This is a genomic window from Nodosilinea sp. AN01ver1 (assembly GCF_050565655.1).
Taxonomy (GTDB): domain Bacteria; phylum Cyanobacteriota; class Cyanobacteriia; order Phormidesmidales; family Phormidesmidaceae; genus Nodosilinea.
The window spans coordinates 19161-37221 of the sequence record NZ_JBNXVS010000016.1; the positions used below are offsets into that span (position 1 = coordinate 19161).

General features: G+C 55.8%; 11 protein-coding genes. 7 read left to right on the forward strand and 4 right to left on the reverse strand.

Going from position 1 to position 18061, the window contains the following annotated elements; all coding sequences use genetic code 11:
• The first annotated feature begins 382 nt into the window (after positions 1-382).
• The 3 genes from ACQ4N7_RS13975 (at position 383) to ACQ4N7_RS13985 (ending at position 5119) form a co-directional block, all read left to right on the forward strand.
• On the forward strand, positions 383-931 hold the full coding sequence (locus tag ACQ4N7_RS13975; RefSeq protein WP_430712117.1) for a hypothetical protein: 549 nt from the start codon (positions 383-385) through the stop codon (positions 929-931).
• 779 nt (positions 932-1710) lie between these two features.
• Positions 1711-3240 carry an alkaline phosphatase PhoX gene (locus tag ACQ4N7_RS13980; RefSeq protein ID WP_430712118.1) on the forward strand — a complete coding sequence of 510 codons (1530 nt, stop codon included), beginning with the start codon at positions 1711-1713 and terminating at the stop codon, positions 3238-3240.
• Between the two features lie 205 nt (positions 3241-3445).
• Complete coding sequence (locus ACQ4N7_RS13985; protein ID WP_430712119.1) at positions 3446-5119, forward strand: GspE/PulE family protein; 1674 nt, start codon at positions 3446-3448, stop codon at positions 5117-5119.
• A 194-nt stretch (positions 5120-5313) separates the two neighbouring features.
• Here ACQ4N7_RS13985 and ACQ4N7_RS13990 read toward each other — a convergent pair whose 3' ends face one another.
• Complete coding sequence (locus ACQ4N7_RS13990; protein WP_430712120.1) at positions 5314-9594, reverse strand: PAS domain S-box protein; 4281 nt, start codon at positions 9592-9594, stop codon at positions 5314-5316.
• A 423-nt stretch (positions 9595-10017) separates the two neighbouring features.
• Here ACQ4N7_RS13990 and ACQ4N7_RS13995 point away from each other — a divergent pair, with 423 nt between their 5' ends.
• Positions 10018-10176 (forward strand): hypothetical protein, encoded by a 159-nt coding sequence (locus ACQ4N7_RS13995; RefSeq protein ID WP_430712121.1) that lies wholly within the window; start codon positions 10018-10020, stop codon positions 10174-10176.
• Between the two features lie 193 nt (positions 10177-10369).
• Here the strand turns inward: ACQ4N7_RS13995 and ACQ4N7_RS14000 are convergent, their stop codons facing one another.
• The 3 genes from ACQ4N7_RS14000 to ACQ4N7_RS14010 form a co-directional block, all read right to left on the reverse strand.
• Positions 10370-10927: a DUF305 domain-containing protein gene (locus tag ACQ4N7_RS14000; RefSeq protein WP_430712122.1), complete on the reverse strand. Its 558-nt coding sequence runs from the start codon at positions 10925-10927 to the stop codon at positions 10370-10372.
• Between the two features lie 501 nt (positions 10928-11428).
• Positions 11429-11863 carry a DUF4386 domain-containing protein gene (locus ACQ4N7_RS14005; protein ID WP_430712123.1) on the reverse strand — a complete coding sequence of 145 codons (435 nt, stop codon included), beginning with the start codon at positions 11861-11863 and terminating at the stop codon, positions 11429-11431.
• Positions 11826-12083, reverse strand: coding sequence for a DUF4386 family protein (locus ACQ4N7_RS14010; protein ID WP_430712124.1), 258 nt, complete (start codon positions 12081-12083; stop codon positions 11826-11828). The genes ACQ4N7_RS14005 and ACQ4N7_RS14010 overlap by 38 nt, the downstream gene beginning before the upstream one ends.
• Positions 12084-12243: 160 nt before the next feature.
• Between ACQ4N7_RS14010 and ACQ4N7_RS14015 the strand changes: the two genes are divergently transcribed.
• From ACQ4N7_RS14015 to ACQ4N7_RS14025, 3 genes are all read left to right on the forward strand, one after another.
• Entirely contained in the window at positions 12244-13026 is a 783-nt protein-coding gene (locus tag ACQ4N7_RS14015) for a hypothetical protein (RefSeq protein ID WP_430712125.1), read from the forward strand.
• Between the two features lie 746 nt (positions 13027-13772).
• Complete coding sequence (locus ACQ4N7_RS14020; RefSeq protein ID WP_430712126.1) at positions 13773-16502, forward strand: MGH1-like glycoside hydrolase domain-containing protein; 2730 nt, start codon at positions 13773-13775, stop codon at positions 16500-16502.
• 477 nt (positions 16503-16979) lie between these two features.
• Positions 16980-18053, forward strand: coding sequence for a response regulator (locus ACQ4N7_RS14025; protein ID WP_430712127.1), 1074 nt, complete (start codon positions 16980-16982; stop codon positions 18051-18053).
• The last annotated feature ends 8 nt before the right edge of the window (positions 18054-18061 follow it).

The following is an 18061-nucleotide window of genomic DNA, read 5'->3' on the forward strand; positions in this document are numbered from 1 at the left end:
ACTGGCTATTGATTCCAGCAGGCTAGTTCTAGCCAAATACCGGTTGTCGCGTCCTTCCCACCAGAGAGGCGTGACAACGGTGCTGCTAGCTTAAATCCTTCATGACGATGGCAGAACGAGCCAGAAACACATTTTGCAGGAGGGCGATCAATCGAGGCTTGGAGATCTGTGGAGAAATCCTACGGATCCGAAACGAGCAAATAACGACAGTTTGAGATGTTGCCCAGCAGTAAGGCCGTGATTACAGGTAATCAACTCAAAATAACCCTTGTTTAGTTAAGAGAGATTAGATCTTTTTTAACTGTTCTTTTACCCAAACCGCTCCCTTTTGATGAAAAAATACTGGCGTTGAGAAAAAAAGCTTTTTTGAGAAAAGCCTTTCATGGTGGCGTTTAGATCATTGTTCTCTTTCGGCGAAATAACAAGAAGCTTGCTGCTTTCAGTGGCGCTTGCAACTGCTACTGAATTTGTGTTTGCCAGTCATCCGGCGCAGGCAAACTCGGATCCTTTAATGCTGATGTTAGAAATTTACGGCGTCCCTACGCGGGGGTCTTTGGCCAGACAGGCGGAATCTGCGGCGATCGATGAAATTACGCGAGCCTTTAATGAAAATGCGCAGCTAAACTCCGTCCAAGTTGATGTCTTAGGGCAGCTCAACGGACGGGTGGTGCCAATTTTTAGCCTCAGTGTTTCTCGAGAACAATGGTTGAGCGATCGCCAAAGTGCTCTTCAAACGGCTCAGTATTATTATTCTTCCTACAGATTGCTGGGGTTGGATTCAACCGATGGGGGACTGCCGTCACAATCGATCGCTCAGGCACCCTCAGTCCCCTTGGTGAGCCGAGATCCCTCTGTCCAAGTGGGTGAGGCGTTTCGTCAAGGTCGTTTAAGCCCCCAAGAATACGATCAATTAATTGATGCTCTCGACTAATCATGGACTGGATAAGTCAGTGAGGGTTTCAGCGGTGTTGCTTGGAAACGGGAAAGGGACTGCCTGATGTCTCTGTGTTGTGCTCTTGGCAGCACGCACCGACAGCGATGTGGGTTGAATGAGGCCCGTTGGCAAGGTTTCGCCAACGGGCAAAAGCTAGTGCCTCTATGGGTTACGCGATCGCCAACCCATCCTAATTGGTATGGCGCACCCGCTGGCTGGCGGCGTAAAGTTTACGTGAAAGGTTGATCGCCAGGGCCCTAAAAGGGGTAATATTTGGCCTTTAAACAGGCAAAAGTTAGAAGGATTGGAAATTACACTGCTTACACTGCCACCTATGCTGAGCAGTTTTCAAATATTCTTTCTGATGAACGTAAAGAGGGATAAGCTTTGTGCTTTTATAAGCTAAAATCCATGTTTTCTTCACAAGGAAATTTAGTTCTGTTCGGGCTTTTAGGTAACGGAGAGTTATAAGCATGAACTCGATTGTTTAATTCAACAAAAACTTTTGATTAACCAAATTTTAACTCCATTGCGGTTGCAGCCAAACCCTTATTGAGTCAAGATTGCTGTGCTAGCAGGAAAACTCGGGAATGACCAGTGATTGAATTGGTTGTCTCGTCGCATTTAGGTTTATTTCATCTTTAGAAATAGGTGCAATAACCTGTCACCAAAGAAGCTTTTGGCCAGCCTTAGGGGTAACTCTGGGGCAGCTTTTAGCTGACTTTTATTCTGCAATAGTCTGTGACATTAATGGCTTAGAGAGGAGCAAGAGTTCGATGTCTAATTTCTCACGGCGTCGGTTTGTCATGCTGATGTCTACAGCGGCTGCGGGTACAGCAGTAGCCCCCATGGGTTTATTAAATGCTCGTCGGGCCATGGCCCAAGGGAGTTGTAGTACCGCTAGTTTTACAGTGGCCGGATTTGGTACCCCCACTCCTAAATTGCCTAACAACACCAGAAGCTTAGGCAGCCTTGCCAACACTCCACTGATTACCCTGCCTGACAAGTTTCAGTACACCGCTATCTCCATTCGTGGGGATATCATGTCCGATGGGTCTGTTGTGCCTGGCAACCACGATGGCATGGCTGCTTTTCAGGGGCGCAGTGGCAACTCTATTCTGGTGCGCAACCATGAGCGCAATCCGGGGGGCGGTGGCACCGTTGCGCCTAATGGCAAGCAGTATGACCCCTACACGGGCAGCGTTTTAAACAGCGGCGGCGGCGGCACCACCACGGTCGAAGTCGATCGCAATGGTGAGGTAGTTCGGCACTATGTTTCCCTGAGCGGCACCATTCGCAACTGTGCCGGTGGCCCCACCTACTGGGGATCCTGGATTTCCTGTGAAGAAAACGTAGCCACTCCGGCGACCGACCCGCGGGTGACCAAAAAGCACGGCTACAACTTTGAGGTGCCATCCCAGGCGGGGCAGGCGGTTGACCCGATTCCTCTAGTGGCTATGGGTCGCATGAACCATGAGGCGGTTTCGGTTGACCCCCAGAGTGGGTATGTCTTTGAAACCGAGGACCGGGGCGACAGCGCCTACTACAAGTTCGTGCCTAAGGTGCGGAAACCCAATGGTTTTGGCGATCTGCAGCAGGGGGGCGACCTCTATGCCATGGTCATCAAGTCGGGGCAGCGTTCTGACTGTACCGGAGCCTCGATTCCCACTGGCGGAACGAATGACCGGGGCGGCAGCTTTAGCGGGGTTGATACCCGTGGCCTGGGCGCGAATGGTTCCGGTAGCCTGCTACCTTTCCTAGGGCAACCCCTTCGCGTAGAGTGGGTCAAGCTCGATGACGTTGACCCAGCGGACGACACCCTGCGCTATGAGGCGCAGGCGAAAGGTGCTGCCGTGTGGTACAGGGGCGAAGGGGCCTGGTATCACCAGGGCAAGCACTACTGGGTTTGCAGTAATGCCGGGGATGCTGGCGAGGGGCAGGTTTGGGTCTATGACCCCAGCAATGAAACGGTTACCCTGGTGGTTGAGTCGACGGATGAAAACCTGTTGGATGGCCCCGACAACATTGCGGTCGCTCGCGATGGCACCCTCTACCTCTGTGAAGATGGCAGCGGTGGTCAGCCGGGCGCGCCTAACTTTAGCCAGCGGGTGGTTGGGGTAGATGCTAGCGGTGGTTTGTTTGAGTTCTGCCGCAACATCATTCCGGGCAGCACCGCTGAGTTTGCCGGGGCCTGTTTCTCTCAGAATGGCAAATACATGTACGTCAATTCCCAGGGATCTGGCATTACCTACTGTATCTGGCGGACGGATAATCGCTCGATCGCCTTGAATGGTGCAACTGCGTAACTGGTGTTGAGTCCTTCGCCCCAGTTTTGATGTAACCCCTACCGGCCAGCTTTTGGCTTCTACCCGAGCTGGCTGGTTCCTTGGCCTTTTAGTTATCTCTCCAGCTGCCACTGACAACAAGACTAAGAAACGGTTTCTGTTCTGGCAGTTGGTAAGGCTGGCTCAGTTTTTCATCACGCCTATTTATATTCAGGAATTCAATCCCATGCAAACCGTACCTTGGCCAGTTTCTGCTTGGCAACAACTCAAACAGGGAAAAATTTCCTGTGAAGAAGCCCTGAGCCTGGTGCGGGATGACGAGGGTACTTTAAAGCCAGATCTGTTGGATGAGGAGGTTTGCAGTCGCTTCTTTCAATATTTTCAGGGGCAAAAACTGCCCCCTGTGGTGCCGCTGCTGCTCTGGCAAAGCTGCTTCTACCTGGGCAGCCCGGTTGATGTTTCGACCGAGGTGTTAGAGACAATTAGCGATCGCACCCTGACAACCGTTAAAGTTTTACCCATTTCAGCCAAGAGCTATCGGGCCTGGTACCATACCCGCACCGCTGACCTGACCCGCATTACCTCCAGTCGTCTGCTAGACCCCATCACCGGCCAGCAATCGACCGATGATATTGGCGAAACCACTGAGCTATTTTTGTCTAAGGCCGAGGGGCAAATTGAGCGGATTAAGGCGATCATTTCTAGCGCCCTACGGCACCAGGCCAGCGATATTCACTTAGAACCGACCCTGGAAGGGCTGCGGGTGCGATACCGAATTGATGGGGTACTGCGCAACATTACCCTGCTGCCGGGGGACATCAGCCGCCGGGTGGTCGTGGCCCTGAAGGTGATGGCCAACATGGACATTGCCGACAGCCGCCGGCCCCAGGATGGCCGGATTGGGGAAAAATACCAGGTCGATAACGAAGCCGACCAGAGTATGGATATGCGAGTCAGCACCCTACCCTGTGTCTGTGGTGAAAAGGCCGTCGTGCGTCTGCTGCCCCGCGAAAACCCCTTCACTACCATCGACAAGCTGGGGTTTTCGCCCAAAGCGCTGAAGATTTACAAAACCTGGCTAGAACAGCCCCAGGGCATCATTGTCTTCACCGGCCCGACCGGATCCGGTAAAACCAGCACCCTTTACACCAGTTTGCAGGCGATCGCCACCGAGCATGTCAACGTGGTCACGGTAGAAGACCCGGTGGAATACGTGCTGCCCCGCATCACCCAGACCCAGGTGAACGAAGCGGCGGGCATGTCCTTCGCGGCGGGGCTGCGATCGATCCTGCGGCAGGACCCGGACATCATTATGGTGGGGGAAGTGCGGGACCACGAAACCGCCGAAACCGCCATTCGAGCCGCCCTCACCGGCCACCTGGTATTCACCACCCTGCACACCAACGATGCGGCTGGGGCCATTCCCCGCATCAAAGATATTGGACCCGATCCAGGGTTGATTAGCGATGCCCTGCTCGGGGTAGTCGCTCAACGCCTGGTGCGGCGCATTTGCCCCCACTGTGCTGAACCCAGCCAGCCCAACCCAGAACTCCTGGCCATCCTGCAGCTGGAGGCGGCCCAGATCAAAAAAGGCAACTGGCGACGGGGTCGGGGGTGCCCAGCCTGCTTTCAATCTGGGTATTCGGGCCGGGAGGCAGTGGTCGAAATGCTGGAGGTGGACGATCGCATTCGCGAGCTGATCTACGATGGCACCATGACTCAGCTGCGCCGCCACCTGAGCAAGAGCGACTCGATCTCATTTCGCACATCGGCGATCGAAAAAGTGATGGCCGGCGTCACCACCGTAGAAGAAGTGCTGCGGGTGCTGCCCAGAAGTGCTCTAAAACTGACGAGTGCTGCGGAACCGGAACCCCTACATCTGGTGCAGCGGTTGGGCTAGTTTGGCTGGCCCGTGAGCCTGAGACACAGGGCTGCCTGCCCGTAGCCAGGCCTGGTGCGAGCTGGCGATCGCGTCAGAGGTAGAAGACCGGCCCTAGCCGTTCTGGCGATGGCTATGCCAGGGGTCGGGAATGTCGCGACGTCAACAACAATGTTGCTGCAACCGTTGCAGGATCATCTTCAGCAGGTGCGCCGTCAGCAGCTTTTGGCGTGGGCCAGGGCCAACACCGCTTGAACGAGCTGTTCTGGCTGTAGGGGCTTGGTGACGTGCCGCTGATAGCCGCTGGCGACTGAGCGCTGGTAGTCATCTTCTCTGGCGTAGGCGGTTAGGGCGATCGCGGGCACCTGCCCTCCTTTGATGGCGGGCAGGGCCCGCAGCTGCTGGAGCAGGGTATAGCCATCGACCTCCGGCATGCCAATATCACTGACCAGCACATCGGGCTGAAAAGATTCGACACAGGCCAGTACTTCTGCTGCCGAAGTAACGGTCAACACATCGGCACCAAACTGAGTCAGCAAGACCGTTAATAGCTCGCGCGCATCGGGGTCATCATCGACGGCAAGGACTCGAATGCCCCTGAGATCGAACGCTTGCGGTAGCAACGTATCGGTGGGCTGAAACTCTGGTTCAAGGTTGAGCAGGGGCAATCGCACGGTAAACCTGGCTCCCAAGCCTTCGCCAGAACTGTTAGCCGTGATGCTGCCGCCGTGGGCCTCAACCAGCTGACGAACGATCGCCAGCCCCAGCCCCAATCCGCCGTAGTTGCGAGTTATTGAGGCGTCTTCCTGGCGGAAGGATTCAAAGATATGGGGGAGAAAGTCTGGGTGAATGCCTCTGCCGGTGTCGGTGACGGTGATTTGGGCATAGGGGGCCGAAGAACCTGAGGCCGGAGAGGTTGGATAGTGCCGCTGGCTCAGGGCGGTGTGGCTAATGGTGATGCACTCCAGCCGAATCTCGGCCCGCCCACCCTTGGGCGTGAACTTAATCGCGTTAGACAACAGATTCCAGACGATTTGCTGTAGCCGAGCAGCATCGCCAGACAGCTGCCCAACGTCGGGCAGCTCGCAGTGCAGCGACACACCTTTGGCTACAGCCGTTGTTTTAATGGTCTCGATCGCGGCTTCAACTACGTCCGACAGAGTTACGGGGGCCATCGTTAAGCTGAGCTTGCCCCGCAAAATTTTGGCAATGTCGAGCAGATCGTCGATCAGCTGAGTCTGTAGTTTGGCATTGCGCTCAATAATGGCGAGGGCTGCAGCGGTTTTGGTGGCGTCAAACTGACGCGTTTGCAGGAGGTTTGTCCAGCCCAAAATCGGGTTGAGGGGCGACCTGAGCTCGTGGGAAAGCACCGCCAAAAATTCGTCTTTGATGCGGTTGGCGCGTTCGGCGGCGGCTCGGGCGGTTTGCTCGCGCTGCAGCAGCTGTTCGCGCTCGGCCTCGGCCCGCTTTTTCTCGGTGATATTGAGGACGGTGCCGATGAAGCGGATGGCCACCCCCGCCGGGTTGAAGAACGCTTTGCCTTTGGCGGCAACCCAGCGCTCAACGCCGTCTTCAAGGCCAATGGTGCGGTACTCAATGTCGTAGTCGCCGCTGCCCGCCGGATCGGTGGCCTGCAGCACCACCTGCTGGGTGCGATCGCGATCGTCGGGGTGCAGCCCCGCCAGAAAAACCTCCCAGGTAATCTCGGCGCTGGGGGGCAGCCCAAACATGGCCTTGCACTGGTCGTCCCACTGCAGAACTTGGGTGCCGGGGTTAAAGTCCCAGGTGCCAAGTTCGGCGGAGGCGATGGTCAGACGCAGGCGGCTCTCGCTCTCATGCAGGGCTTCTTCGGCCTGTTTGCGATCGCTAATGTCAATCACCGAGCCGATATAGCCCTTAAACTCGCCGTCTTTGTCAAACCAGGGGTTGGCCGCATCGATCGCCCAGCAGTATTCGCCATCCTGGCGACGCAGCCGATATTCCAGTCGAAACGGTTCGCGGCGGGCGTGGGCACTCAAAAAGATATCTTTAGACAACTGACTGTCTTCAGCATGCACCGCGTCGAGCCAGCCAAAGCCCAGCGCCGTTGCTTCTGTCTGCCCGGTGAACTGATACCAGCCCCGGTTGAGATAGGTGCAGCAGCCGGTGGAGTCGGTCACCCAAATCATGGCGGGCGCGTTGTCGGCCATATCGCGAAAGCGTTCTTCACTCTGGCGCAGGGCCGCTTCTACCCGAATGCGTTCGGTAATTTCTTCGCAAACCGTGCTGATGCCAATCACCTGATTGCCAGCCTTGAGAGGGAAGAAGTGTTCTAGCCAGGTGCGCTGTACCCCCGGTTGGGCAGGCGTTTCTCCCTGAACTTCGACATTTAGCAGCGGCTCTCCCGTTTTTAAGATGGGGTACAGCAGATGCTCAAGGGTAGGGGCCAGGTTGGGAAACAGCTCTTGCACACTGCGGCCAATGTGAGCGTCAATTGGCAGGCCGTTGATGTCGGCCAGCCGCTGGTTAATGCGTACAAAGCGCAGCTCGGCATCGAGCACATTGAGCCCAATAGGAGCCGATTCATAAATGGCTTCAATTTCGGCCAGCTGTTGCTGCATGAGGGTTTCACTGCGCTTGATATCGTCGATATTGGTAATGGTGCCAATCCAGCTGGTAATTTGGCCCTGCGGATCTCGGGTGGGCACCGCTCGGCAGATAAACCACTGATACTGGCCATCCCAGCGGCGAAAGCGGCATTCGGTTTCAAAGGGGTCGCCCAGGGCGATCGCCTCGCGCCACTGCCTGAGGGCGCGATCGCGATCGCTGGGGTGAACGGCATGCGCTCTTGCGGTGCCAATCGACTCGTCTTCGCTCAGCCCGGTGTATTCGTACCAGCGCTGATTGCGGTAGTTAATCACCCCGGCGGCATCAGCCGTCCAGATCATTTGGGGCATGGCTTCGGCTAGCTCTCGATACCGCTGCTGGCTAACCTTGAGCGCAGCCGCATCTCGATTGCGGGCTGTAATGTCTAGAAAAGCGCCTATCACCCCCCGAACCTGATTGTGATCGCCCCGCAGAGGCGTGGCGTAGCACAGCAGCTGGCGCACAGTACCGTTGGGCAGCAGAATGTCAAATTCTACATCGCGCACCTCTGCCCCGGTTCTGCCCGCGAGCTGCATCGGTAAATTTTCAGGAGCGACTTCCTGCCCCGCCTGAAAGGTGCGATAGGTCGGCTGATTGGGGGCAGGCGCACTCTTCGAAACGTTGTTTTCGGACTCAACTCCCAGCAGCTGCCGCAGGTAGGCATTGCTCTGCATTTGGGTACAGGCGGCATCGGAGGCGATCGCAATGCCAACCGGACTCACCTCTAGCAGGGTTTGCAGCTCGGCAACCCGATTGGTCAACTCCTGGTTGAGCTGCTGAATGGCGGCTTCGGCTCGTTTTTGCTGGCTCAAATCGATCGCAAAGGCCACCTGTTCACCCGTGCCATCGAGCCACTGGGTGCTGCTAACCCAGATTGGCAGCCGCGTGCCGTCTCGACGCAGCAGTTCTTGCTCTACCGGCGGCGCAAAGCCCTGGGTCTGCGCCGCCGGATCGGCCAGTTCAGCCTGCTCAAGCGGCATTAAGCTAGCCAACGTCAGGCCCTGGTGCTCATAGTCTGCTCGCGTCAGCCCGTGCAGCTGCAGCATGGCGTTGTTGACCACGCTCACCTGGCCGTCAGCGCTGCCGACCCCAATGCCGATTGGCGCGGTGTCAATCAGCCGCTGCAAACGCTGCTGCTGCTGCCGCAGATCGGTGACGGTCTGGCTCAGCTCCAGCTCTAACCGCTTGCGATCGGTGATGTCTCGCCAGCAGGCCACAAAGCCGTCATTCAGCCTGGTCGCTCGCACCTCAAACGCCTGCGCTAGCCGCTGCTCACCCTCGCAGAGATTGTCGTAGACCAGCACCTCCTTGATCAGCGGCAATCCGGTTTCTACTAGTCGACAGTAGTCGTCAAACAACCCCGCCTCGCGATGGGCAGGCAACCGATCGCACAGCCCTTGCCCCAGCGGCCTGTCTTTAGGCACCGGGTTGTTTTCGCCCGCGGCCTGGTTGAGATAGTCAACCCGAAAGTCTACAATTTGGCCCGACTCGTCGCGCACCGATGAGAAGGTACCAAAGCAGCCCAGCATGGTCTCAACCGATGCCTGAAACTGGGCCTGGCTGCGCTCCAACTGCTGTCGCAGCTCGGCATTTTCGATCGCGCTCCGCATGGCCAGGCGCAAGTCATCGGGAGTCGTCTGGTCTCTGACCAGATAATCGGCGGCTCCGCTCTTAAACACCTGAACGGCGGTCTTGGTATCGCCGCTGTCAACGACCACAATGGGCGGACAGCGATCGCCCATCTGCTCCTTTAATTGACCCAGCAGCTGGATGCGATCGCACTGAGGAGAGCAAAACTCTAGCAGAATGCCATCAATTTGCTGAGAAAGCTGGAGAACTACAGCCTGCTCTGACAAGATTTCGTAGGTCATATTCCCATCCTGCTGCAACTGCCTCCCGTAGTCGTTACTGCTCCTATCTGAGTCAGCAATTACCAGGACAGTTCGGTGAATTGACATACGTAAAGATCCAGTTTTCAGGAATGAAGGGAAGTCAACAAAGCTGCGGAATCTAAAAATTCAAAATAACGGTTAATCAGGCTAATTAACTTAATTGTATCAGCCCTGCCAGGCTGAATGGATAGGTTAAGCGTTACGATGCCCTCAGCAGCCGGGCAAAAGCTCAGCGCCTCAGCCATCTGGCAGCCATGTTGCACGATATTAAAACTTAAAAGAAAATGATTACCTTTGTATAGAACTTTGAAGCAGTAGAAATACCCAAAGAGCTAAAGCATCTCTGTAATCGGTAGAGCAGAGAAAATCCAGTATAACTATCCCTTCGAGCAGTTTGCACAGGTGGGCTGGCTGCTGTGGGGCCAGGTTTGGCAAAAGACGGCAGAATGGGGCTTTCGGCAGGCCAAAATTGGTACTCTGATTCAGCCATTTAGCGATCGCGCCGACAGCCTCCTGCGCACTGCAAATGCCCCAATAGCAGCCAGCCAAAGTGCTCCGTAGAGCCACGGCAGCCACCCTGCTGGCAAGGCCTACTGCGCCACCCGCGTCAGGGCAAAGAGAAACGTCCCCGTCCCCAGCGCTTGAAGACGAAACCCGAAAAGGCTCTCGGCAGGCAGCAGAACGAGCCACAGGATCAGAGCCAGCGGCAGTACGATCTAGACGGCGATGATAAGGCCCATTATGTTGTTTAGGTTTACTGCACCGCTTCTCTAATCTGACGCTCCATCTCAGGGGTAATTTCGGTCGAGCGCGGGGGAAGCTCTTCCGTCCCTCGTTCTCCGTTCTGCGCAATATCGTCGAGGAGCAGCTGCATAATCGCTATTTCTCGCACCTGGGCCTCAATAATCTCATCCGCAAGCTCGCGAACGCGCGGATCGCTAATACTGGCCTTCCGCGAACTGTTAATGGCGATGGAGTGGTGGGGAATCATCGACTTCATAAAGGTGACATCTCCAACCAGCGCCTGGGCTCTATTTACAGAAAGCAGAATCAAGCCGAGCGCGATCGCTAAACCGAGAACGGCAATCTTGGTTCCTTTTCCTCGGTACATCGACCACATAAAGGAAAGCATCACAGCGGTCATTACGCACCCCATCACCAGTGAAGCGACCGTTCGGTTGACGCTAAACATGGCGTGGTCAAGGGAGTATATGAGCTGATACATCAAGAAGAACATGATGAACGTTGAGGTCGCGATCATCGCCGCGAACCGACCCCAGCCCATGCCTGACATTTGTTTCTGTTGAGTCATATCACTTACTCCGTTGAAGCTCCACTATTGCAAAATAGTGCTTTGACTCAACTTCCCGCATCGCTCCTACGGCTAACTTGCGTTTTGAGAATAAGACTAGCAACAGTTCCAGCAAGATTTAAGAATTCACTAGAGCCCAATATCAAACGTAGCCTGACGGTTCGAGGCAGCGGCTGCTGAGGTTTTATATCGTGCTCGGCAGCTTCATTTAACTTATCGCAACCGATAGCCGACGCGGCCGCGATCGCCCACTGATATCGAGGTACCCTGCTAAATCGGCAATGGTGGGAATACGCTCGCTCATGACAGTTGCGAGTTTTTGCGGCTGTTTGCTAGGCCTATCTAAAAGCACCGTCATCATCGCAGCGCTTCACCAACCTAGATAGAGAGGCGTGTCGTTATTTTCAGCGATCGCGATGCTTTGAGAGTGTCTTCGGATTTTTCGACAACTTTTCTAACAAATAATGAGGTTAATTTGTCCCATTTAACAAAAGTGTTTTTCTACACCACGCCAACACTCCCTGTCGTTTCTTCCCACTGTTCCAGGTTCACCCCCTTGACCAGCAGCCACAGACACAGCGAGAGTGCTGAGATAATAGCAATCAGATAAATCGGCGATAGGGTCTCGACGAAGTCGGGAGACAGGAATCGTGTATAGCTTCCGACTAGGTAAGTGACGCCTACAGCCATTACCAGGTAGCCAAGAAGCCTCGGCATATACAGCGACTTCGCAATCAAGTAACCGAGGATGAGGCAATGAACCTCGAACAAAATCAGGCCAAGATCATAGCCATAGCTGTGTAGATCGAGGCACAATAATGCAAGTGAGTTAAGTTGAGCTGTATCGAGCACAGAGGTGTAGCCCGAACTTTGCAAAAGCAGTATAGCTGCACAATAGTTAAGCAGGCTGAGGGCGATCACAGCAGTCTGCGTCACTGCGAAAGCACAGCGCGATAAGGGCAAGCGTTTTATTGACCGGCCTCAGCAGCACAAACAGTAATACGGCTAGCGCCACATCACTCAAGCACATAATTGAGTCAGCGAGGAAGCCAGCCCGAAAGAGCCCCTCTGTCGAAATTTCACAATCCTGCTGTTTAATCTTTCTGTGAAAAGAATCATCTCCATCAATCAAAACAATTACAAAAATAAGATGCATATCTTTAGACGGATAATCCTGCCAGGCTATGCCGTTAGGGTAAAAACGACTGGCCTGGCTAATGATTAAGATTTTTCAAAAAGTAAATTTGGTTTAAGTCCTAAATTTTTCTGCCACGCTAGCTAAGCTAACTGAAGACTATGAAATAGGAGGTAACGCAATGAAACGCTTTATCCTTTATTCGCTATCCGCGACTCTAGCCGTAGCAACGGGCTCTGCTGTGCGTGCTCAAACTATCAGCGACACCATCGCTCAGCTTGAGAACGTTAACGTTATGTGTGCCGAAGAGGGGGCCTATAATCGCGCTGAAGAGCGTCGGTTTGAATACCGCTCGCAAGATTTAGTGGGGGGTGTTCTTTCACCAAATGATGCAAGCCCCAATAACCGAGCTATTCCGACCTCCGGTTTTGGTGAATATTACGAAGATCGGTATTTCGGCAACGCCGAGGTCGATTGTTACGAACCTCTCCCGACCAGCTTCAATCCTTACGGTAGTCCTGCGGGCTATACTGCCGCTGGCTATGGCGGAGTAGGCGGTGAATTAAGCAACGAACTATACGCCGCCATTATCGACAGGTGGGACTACAACAGCGACACTTTTCTGAGTGAGAACGAGGTTTCTACCGTCCTGAATGAGATTGGGTTCTTGAATGCCCTAGACATTGACAATGACACCTATCTCAGCTATGACGAATTTGGCACCGGGCTTACCAACGATGCCTACCTGAGCTACTTTAATACCTGGGACGCCGATCGCGATTCCCAGCTTGGTCTGGGTGAATTTTACCGGGGTGTCTTCGAAACTTGGGACGTTGATGAGAGCGGCTACGTCGAGGACGATGAATTCCCCGCTGGCTTTGAAGATCAAGGTATTTTTGAAGCGTGGGATACCTTTAATTGGGAAAACGCCTTTCGCAACTTGAATGTGCCCACTGGGATCTAAGTGCACCCTAACCACACGTAGGATTTGACCTACGGTGACATCAATCATCAGGGGTCAACAGCTTCTTCTGCGGCCCCTGATGGTTCTTTTTTAGCCAGTGCCAACTGGATGACGGGTTAAGAGAGCGTTTGAAAAGCAGTGAAAAAACTCGCACGATCTAGGCTAGAGACGATATAGCGAATTTCACTCGGGTGAAGTACATCGAGGTGATCCCCCCTGCCCCCTTACCTGCCCCCTGAAAAGGGGGGGGGTAAAGCGCGAAACTTAGACAGCAAGGTACTGGGGGGATCTAGAACTCAGCAATTGGGCACCTCACTCCATCAAGAAACGCTATAAACACTACGGCTCCGTGAGAGCGATCAGTAAAGCCTGGACCTGCAATTTGACCCGTGATTTGTTCGAGTTAATTTTGAGTTAATTGAGCCGCTACAGCCAGCCGCCAAATGCAGAGGGCGGCTAGCTGAAACCGTGGCGCGGGTCTATCGGGTTTGGGGCGACGGCGGCTACAGCGGCCCCAGCGTTCTGCAATATACGCCTATCCCCCGGAAGATGGTCTTCGGAGGTTTCTGTTTAGCTTGGATAGGGCTGCTTGTGGAAATGCCCCCGTCAGCCATAGAAGATTCATAGAAAGATCGGAGACGATAGCGTTTAGCCTCTGCCCTGGGGCTTAAATCTTTTTGAGATTTCTCAACCACCCCTGGGGATCGGGCAAAAATCTAGCTACTTTCGTCAGGCAGGACAGCACCGTGAGCGCAGAAGCCAATCGCCTTGCAGAAAACCGTGCCCAACTCGCCCCGTGGCAAAAGTGGGGACCCTACCTGAGCGAGCGCCAGTGGGGCACCGTGCGCGAAGACTACAGTACCGACGGCAACGCCTGGGACTACTTTCCCCACGACCAGGCGCGATCGCGGGCCTACCGCTGGGGTGAAGACGGTCTCGGCGGCATTACCGACGACCACAACCTGCTCTGCTTTGCCCTCGCCCTGTGGAACGGCAACGACCCCATTCTCAAAGAGCGCTTGTTTGGCCTCACCAACAGCCAGGGCAACCACGGCGAAGACGTGAAGGAGTACTACTTCTACCTCGACAGTACGCCGACCCACTCCTACATGAAGTACCTCTACAAGTATCCCCAGGCGGCGTACCCCTACCAAGATTTGGTCGAAACCAACGCCCACCGCAGCCGCTACGAGCTGGAGTACGAGCTACTGGATACGGGCATTTTTGACGAAGACAAGTACTTTGACGTGTTTGTCGAGTACGCCAAGGCCGACGCCGAAGACCTGCTGATTCAAATCAGCGTGGCCAACCGGGGACCGGAGGCGGCACCGCTGCACCTGCTGCCCACCCTGTGGTTTCGCAATACCTGGTCGTGGCGCGAGACGGGCGAAAAGCCGGTGCTCAGAGCCCTGGGCCATGGGGCTGTGCAGGCCAGCATTACTAACCCAGCGCTGACCGATTTAATCACCGACTACTACTTCTACTGCGACGCCGGGGTGCCGCTGCTGTTTACCGAAAACGAAACCAACGCCGAGCGTGTGTTTGGCCAACCCAACCCCAGCCCCTACGTCAAAGACGGCATCAATAACTGCGTGGTAGACGGCAAAACCGACCTGGTCAACCCCGACGGGGTGGGCACCAAAGTGGCTCCCCACTATCAGCTCACCGTGGGCGCGGGCGAAACGGTGGTGGTGAAGCTGCGGTTGAGCAAACATTCTCCCGATCAGGTGGGCGATGCCCTGAGCGCTTATTTTGACCAGCAGTTTGCGGTCCGACGGCAGGAGGCCGACGAGTTTTACGCCACGGTGATACCGCCAGCGGTGCAGGCTGACCCCGATCGCGCCAATGTCATGCGGCAGGCGCTGGCGGGCATGATGTGGACCAAGCAGTATTTCTACTACGACCTCGACCTGTGGCTGCGGGAGCGCGGCATTACCCCCTGGACGCCTACGGTCAGCAAGAGCGGGGTGCGCAACAGCGAGTGGTTCCACATGATGAACGACGACATTGTGTCGATGCCCGACAAGTGGGAGTACCCCTGGTACGCGGCCTGGGACCTGGCGTTTCACGTCATCCCCATCAGCCTGATTGACCCGGATTTTGCCAAAGACCAGCTGATGCTGATGCTGCGCGAAGACTATCTACACCCCAACGGCCAAATTCCGGCCTACGAGTGGAACTTTGGCGATGTCAACCCGCCCGTGCACGCCTTTGCCACCTGGGAAATTTACGTGCGCGATCGCGAGCGCAACAACGGCCAGGGCGATCTGGAGTTTCTCAAGTACGCCTTTTCCAAGCTGCTGATCAACTTCACCTGGTGGGTCAACCGCAAAGACGAGGGCGGCAACAACCTGTTTGAGGGGGGGTTCCTCGGCCTCGACAACATTGGCGTGTTTGACCGCAGCTCACCGCTGCCCACCGGGGGGCGGCTGGAGCAGGCCGATGGCACCGCCTGGATGGTGTTCTTTAGCCAGCGCATGTTCCAGATTGCCATTGAGCTGGCCCTGCACGACTCGCTCTACGAAGACCTGGCGATTAAGTTCTTTGAGCACACCATGTGGATTGCGGGCGCAATGGACCGCATCGGCGTTCACCACGACGAGCTGTGGGATGAAGAAGACGGCTTTTTCTACGATGTGCTGCGCTTGCCCGACGGCAACTCGACCCGGCTCAAGGTGCGATCGCTCGTCGGGCTACTCTCGCTGATGGCGGTGGCGGTGTTTCCCCGCGAGGCCTTTGACAAGCTGCCCCGGTTCCGCGAGCGGGCCACCAAATTCATTCAGCGCCACCCAGAACTCGTCGGCAACGTGCATTTGCCCAACCAGTACGGCGTGCGCGATCGCCTCATGCTCTCCATTCTCAACGAAGACAAGCTGCGTAAAGTGCTCAGCCGTATGCTCGACGAAAGCGAATTTTTGAGCAACTACGGCATTCGATCGCTGTCGCGCATTCACAAAGACCATCCCTACGTCTTTTACCACGCTGGGCAGGAGTACAAAGTCGGCTACGTGCCCGGCGACTCGACCTCGGGCATGTTTGGCGGCAACTCCAACTGGCGCGGCCCGATCTGGATGCCCGTCAACCTGCTGCTGATTCGAGCGCTCTTGCAGCTGTACAGCTACTACGGCGACAGCTTTAAGATGGAGTACCCGACTGGCTCAGGCGACCACAAGACGCTGTTTGAAATCACCCAGTGCATCAGCGAGCGCCTGGTCAGCATCTTCACCAAAGATGAAAACGGTCGTCGCCCGGTCTACGGCGGGGCCGAAAAGTTTCAGAGCGACCCCCACTGGCAAGATCTAATTTTGTTCTACGAATATTTCCACGGCGACGATGGCTCGGGCATTGGGGCCAGCCACCAGACTGGCTGGACGGGCTGCATTGCTCGCATTATTCAGGCGCTGGGCTACTTTACTCCCGAAACCGTGCTCAACACGATTTCGCCCGGAGAGCTAGCCACCTACAGCGCCGAGTAGCATCGCTGGTCGGGCCTAGGTCACTGTGGGGGAAGGAATCGGGTTACTCGATTCCTTCCCCCGCCATCGCCGATTGTAGTTTCACCTAATACATTGACCTGGTTGACCGACACAACGTTGGCAAGCATTGATATTCCGTAGGTTGAGTGGCGCGACAGCAGAGCCCAACCGGCCCAGATGATTGGCTAGCGTTGGGTTCTACTGCGTTTCACACCGACATTGGCAATGGGTCAGGTAGTCAGTACAGGGACAGGCAGAATTCTCTGGTGGGGCATTGCAGTGCAATGCCTCTGCGCGAACCTGTCCTAACCCAGTGGCCGTTTGTAATATCTACCCAAAGATAGGGGCGGCTTTAGCAGAATAGATTTTTTGAGGAGTATCTATTGCTGGGGTAGGGGATTGTGGTCAGCAGAGCACAGGAGTATCGTGAGGGCAATACAACTCTCTTTAAGCATTCTTTTGTAATGTCTTTTAATAATGAAAATACTGCTGCTAGAGGACGACCAGCCCACCAGTGAGTTTTTAGCCGATACTCTGACCACTCACCGCTACGCCGTCGATGCGATCGCCGATGGAGCGATCGGCCTCGACCTGGCCAGTCGCTGGCCCTACGATCTGCTGATTGTTGACTGGCTATTGCCCACCCTGGACGGGCTAGAAGTCTGTCGTCGCCTGCGGGCTTTGGGCAGCCGCACCCCCATTCTCATGCTCACGGTGAAGGCCAGCAGCGATGACATTGTGGCCGGGCTAGATGCCGGGGCCGATGACTATTTGACCAAAACCTGCGATGCGCCGCAGCTGCTGGCTCGGGTGCGGGCCTTGCTGCGGCGCAGTAGCGCTACGACTCCGGTGCTGAGCTGGGGCAAGCTGTGCCTCGACCCCGCCCTCACCCAGGTCACCTACGATCGGCAGCCCATTCCCTGTCGGCCCAAAGAATACGAGCTGCTGGAGCTGTTTTTGCGATCGCCCCAGCGCCTGCTCACCCGCAGCGCCATTATTGACCACCTCTGGCCTATGGCCGACACCCCCGTCGAAGGCTCAGTCACCAACTTGATCAAAGATCTGCGGCAGCGCCTCAGGGCGGCTGGCCTCACCACCAGCCCCATCGAGACGGTCTACGGGCTGGGCTATCGCCTCAAGGAGGCTCCCCAGACCGCGCCCGAGTCTGACATTGCCCCAGCAGAAGACGAGTTGAACCTACCCTCACCCCGGCTAGACCAGGTGATGCAGCAGGCCACCCAACGGTTTCGGGCTTCTCTAGAGCAGCGGCTGGCCATCCTCGACGGAGCCATCCAGGCCCTCGAAGCGGGCACCTTGAGCCCCCAGCAGCGGCAGCTAGCTACCAGTGAGGCCCACCAGCTGGCGGGAGGGCTGGGGCTATTTGGCTATGCCCAGGCGTCGGCCGTAGCCGAGGCGATCGAGCTGCTGCTGCGCTCGGCCCAGCCCCACCAGCTCCAGGCTCAGCTCGGGCATCACCTGGAGTTGCTGAAGCGATCGCTGGTGATGTCGGCCAGTGAGGAAGAGGTTGCGGTTGGGCACACCAGCCCTTAAGCCGTGTC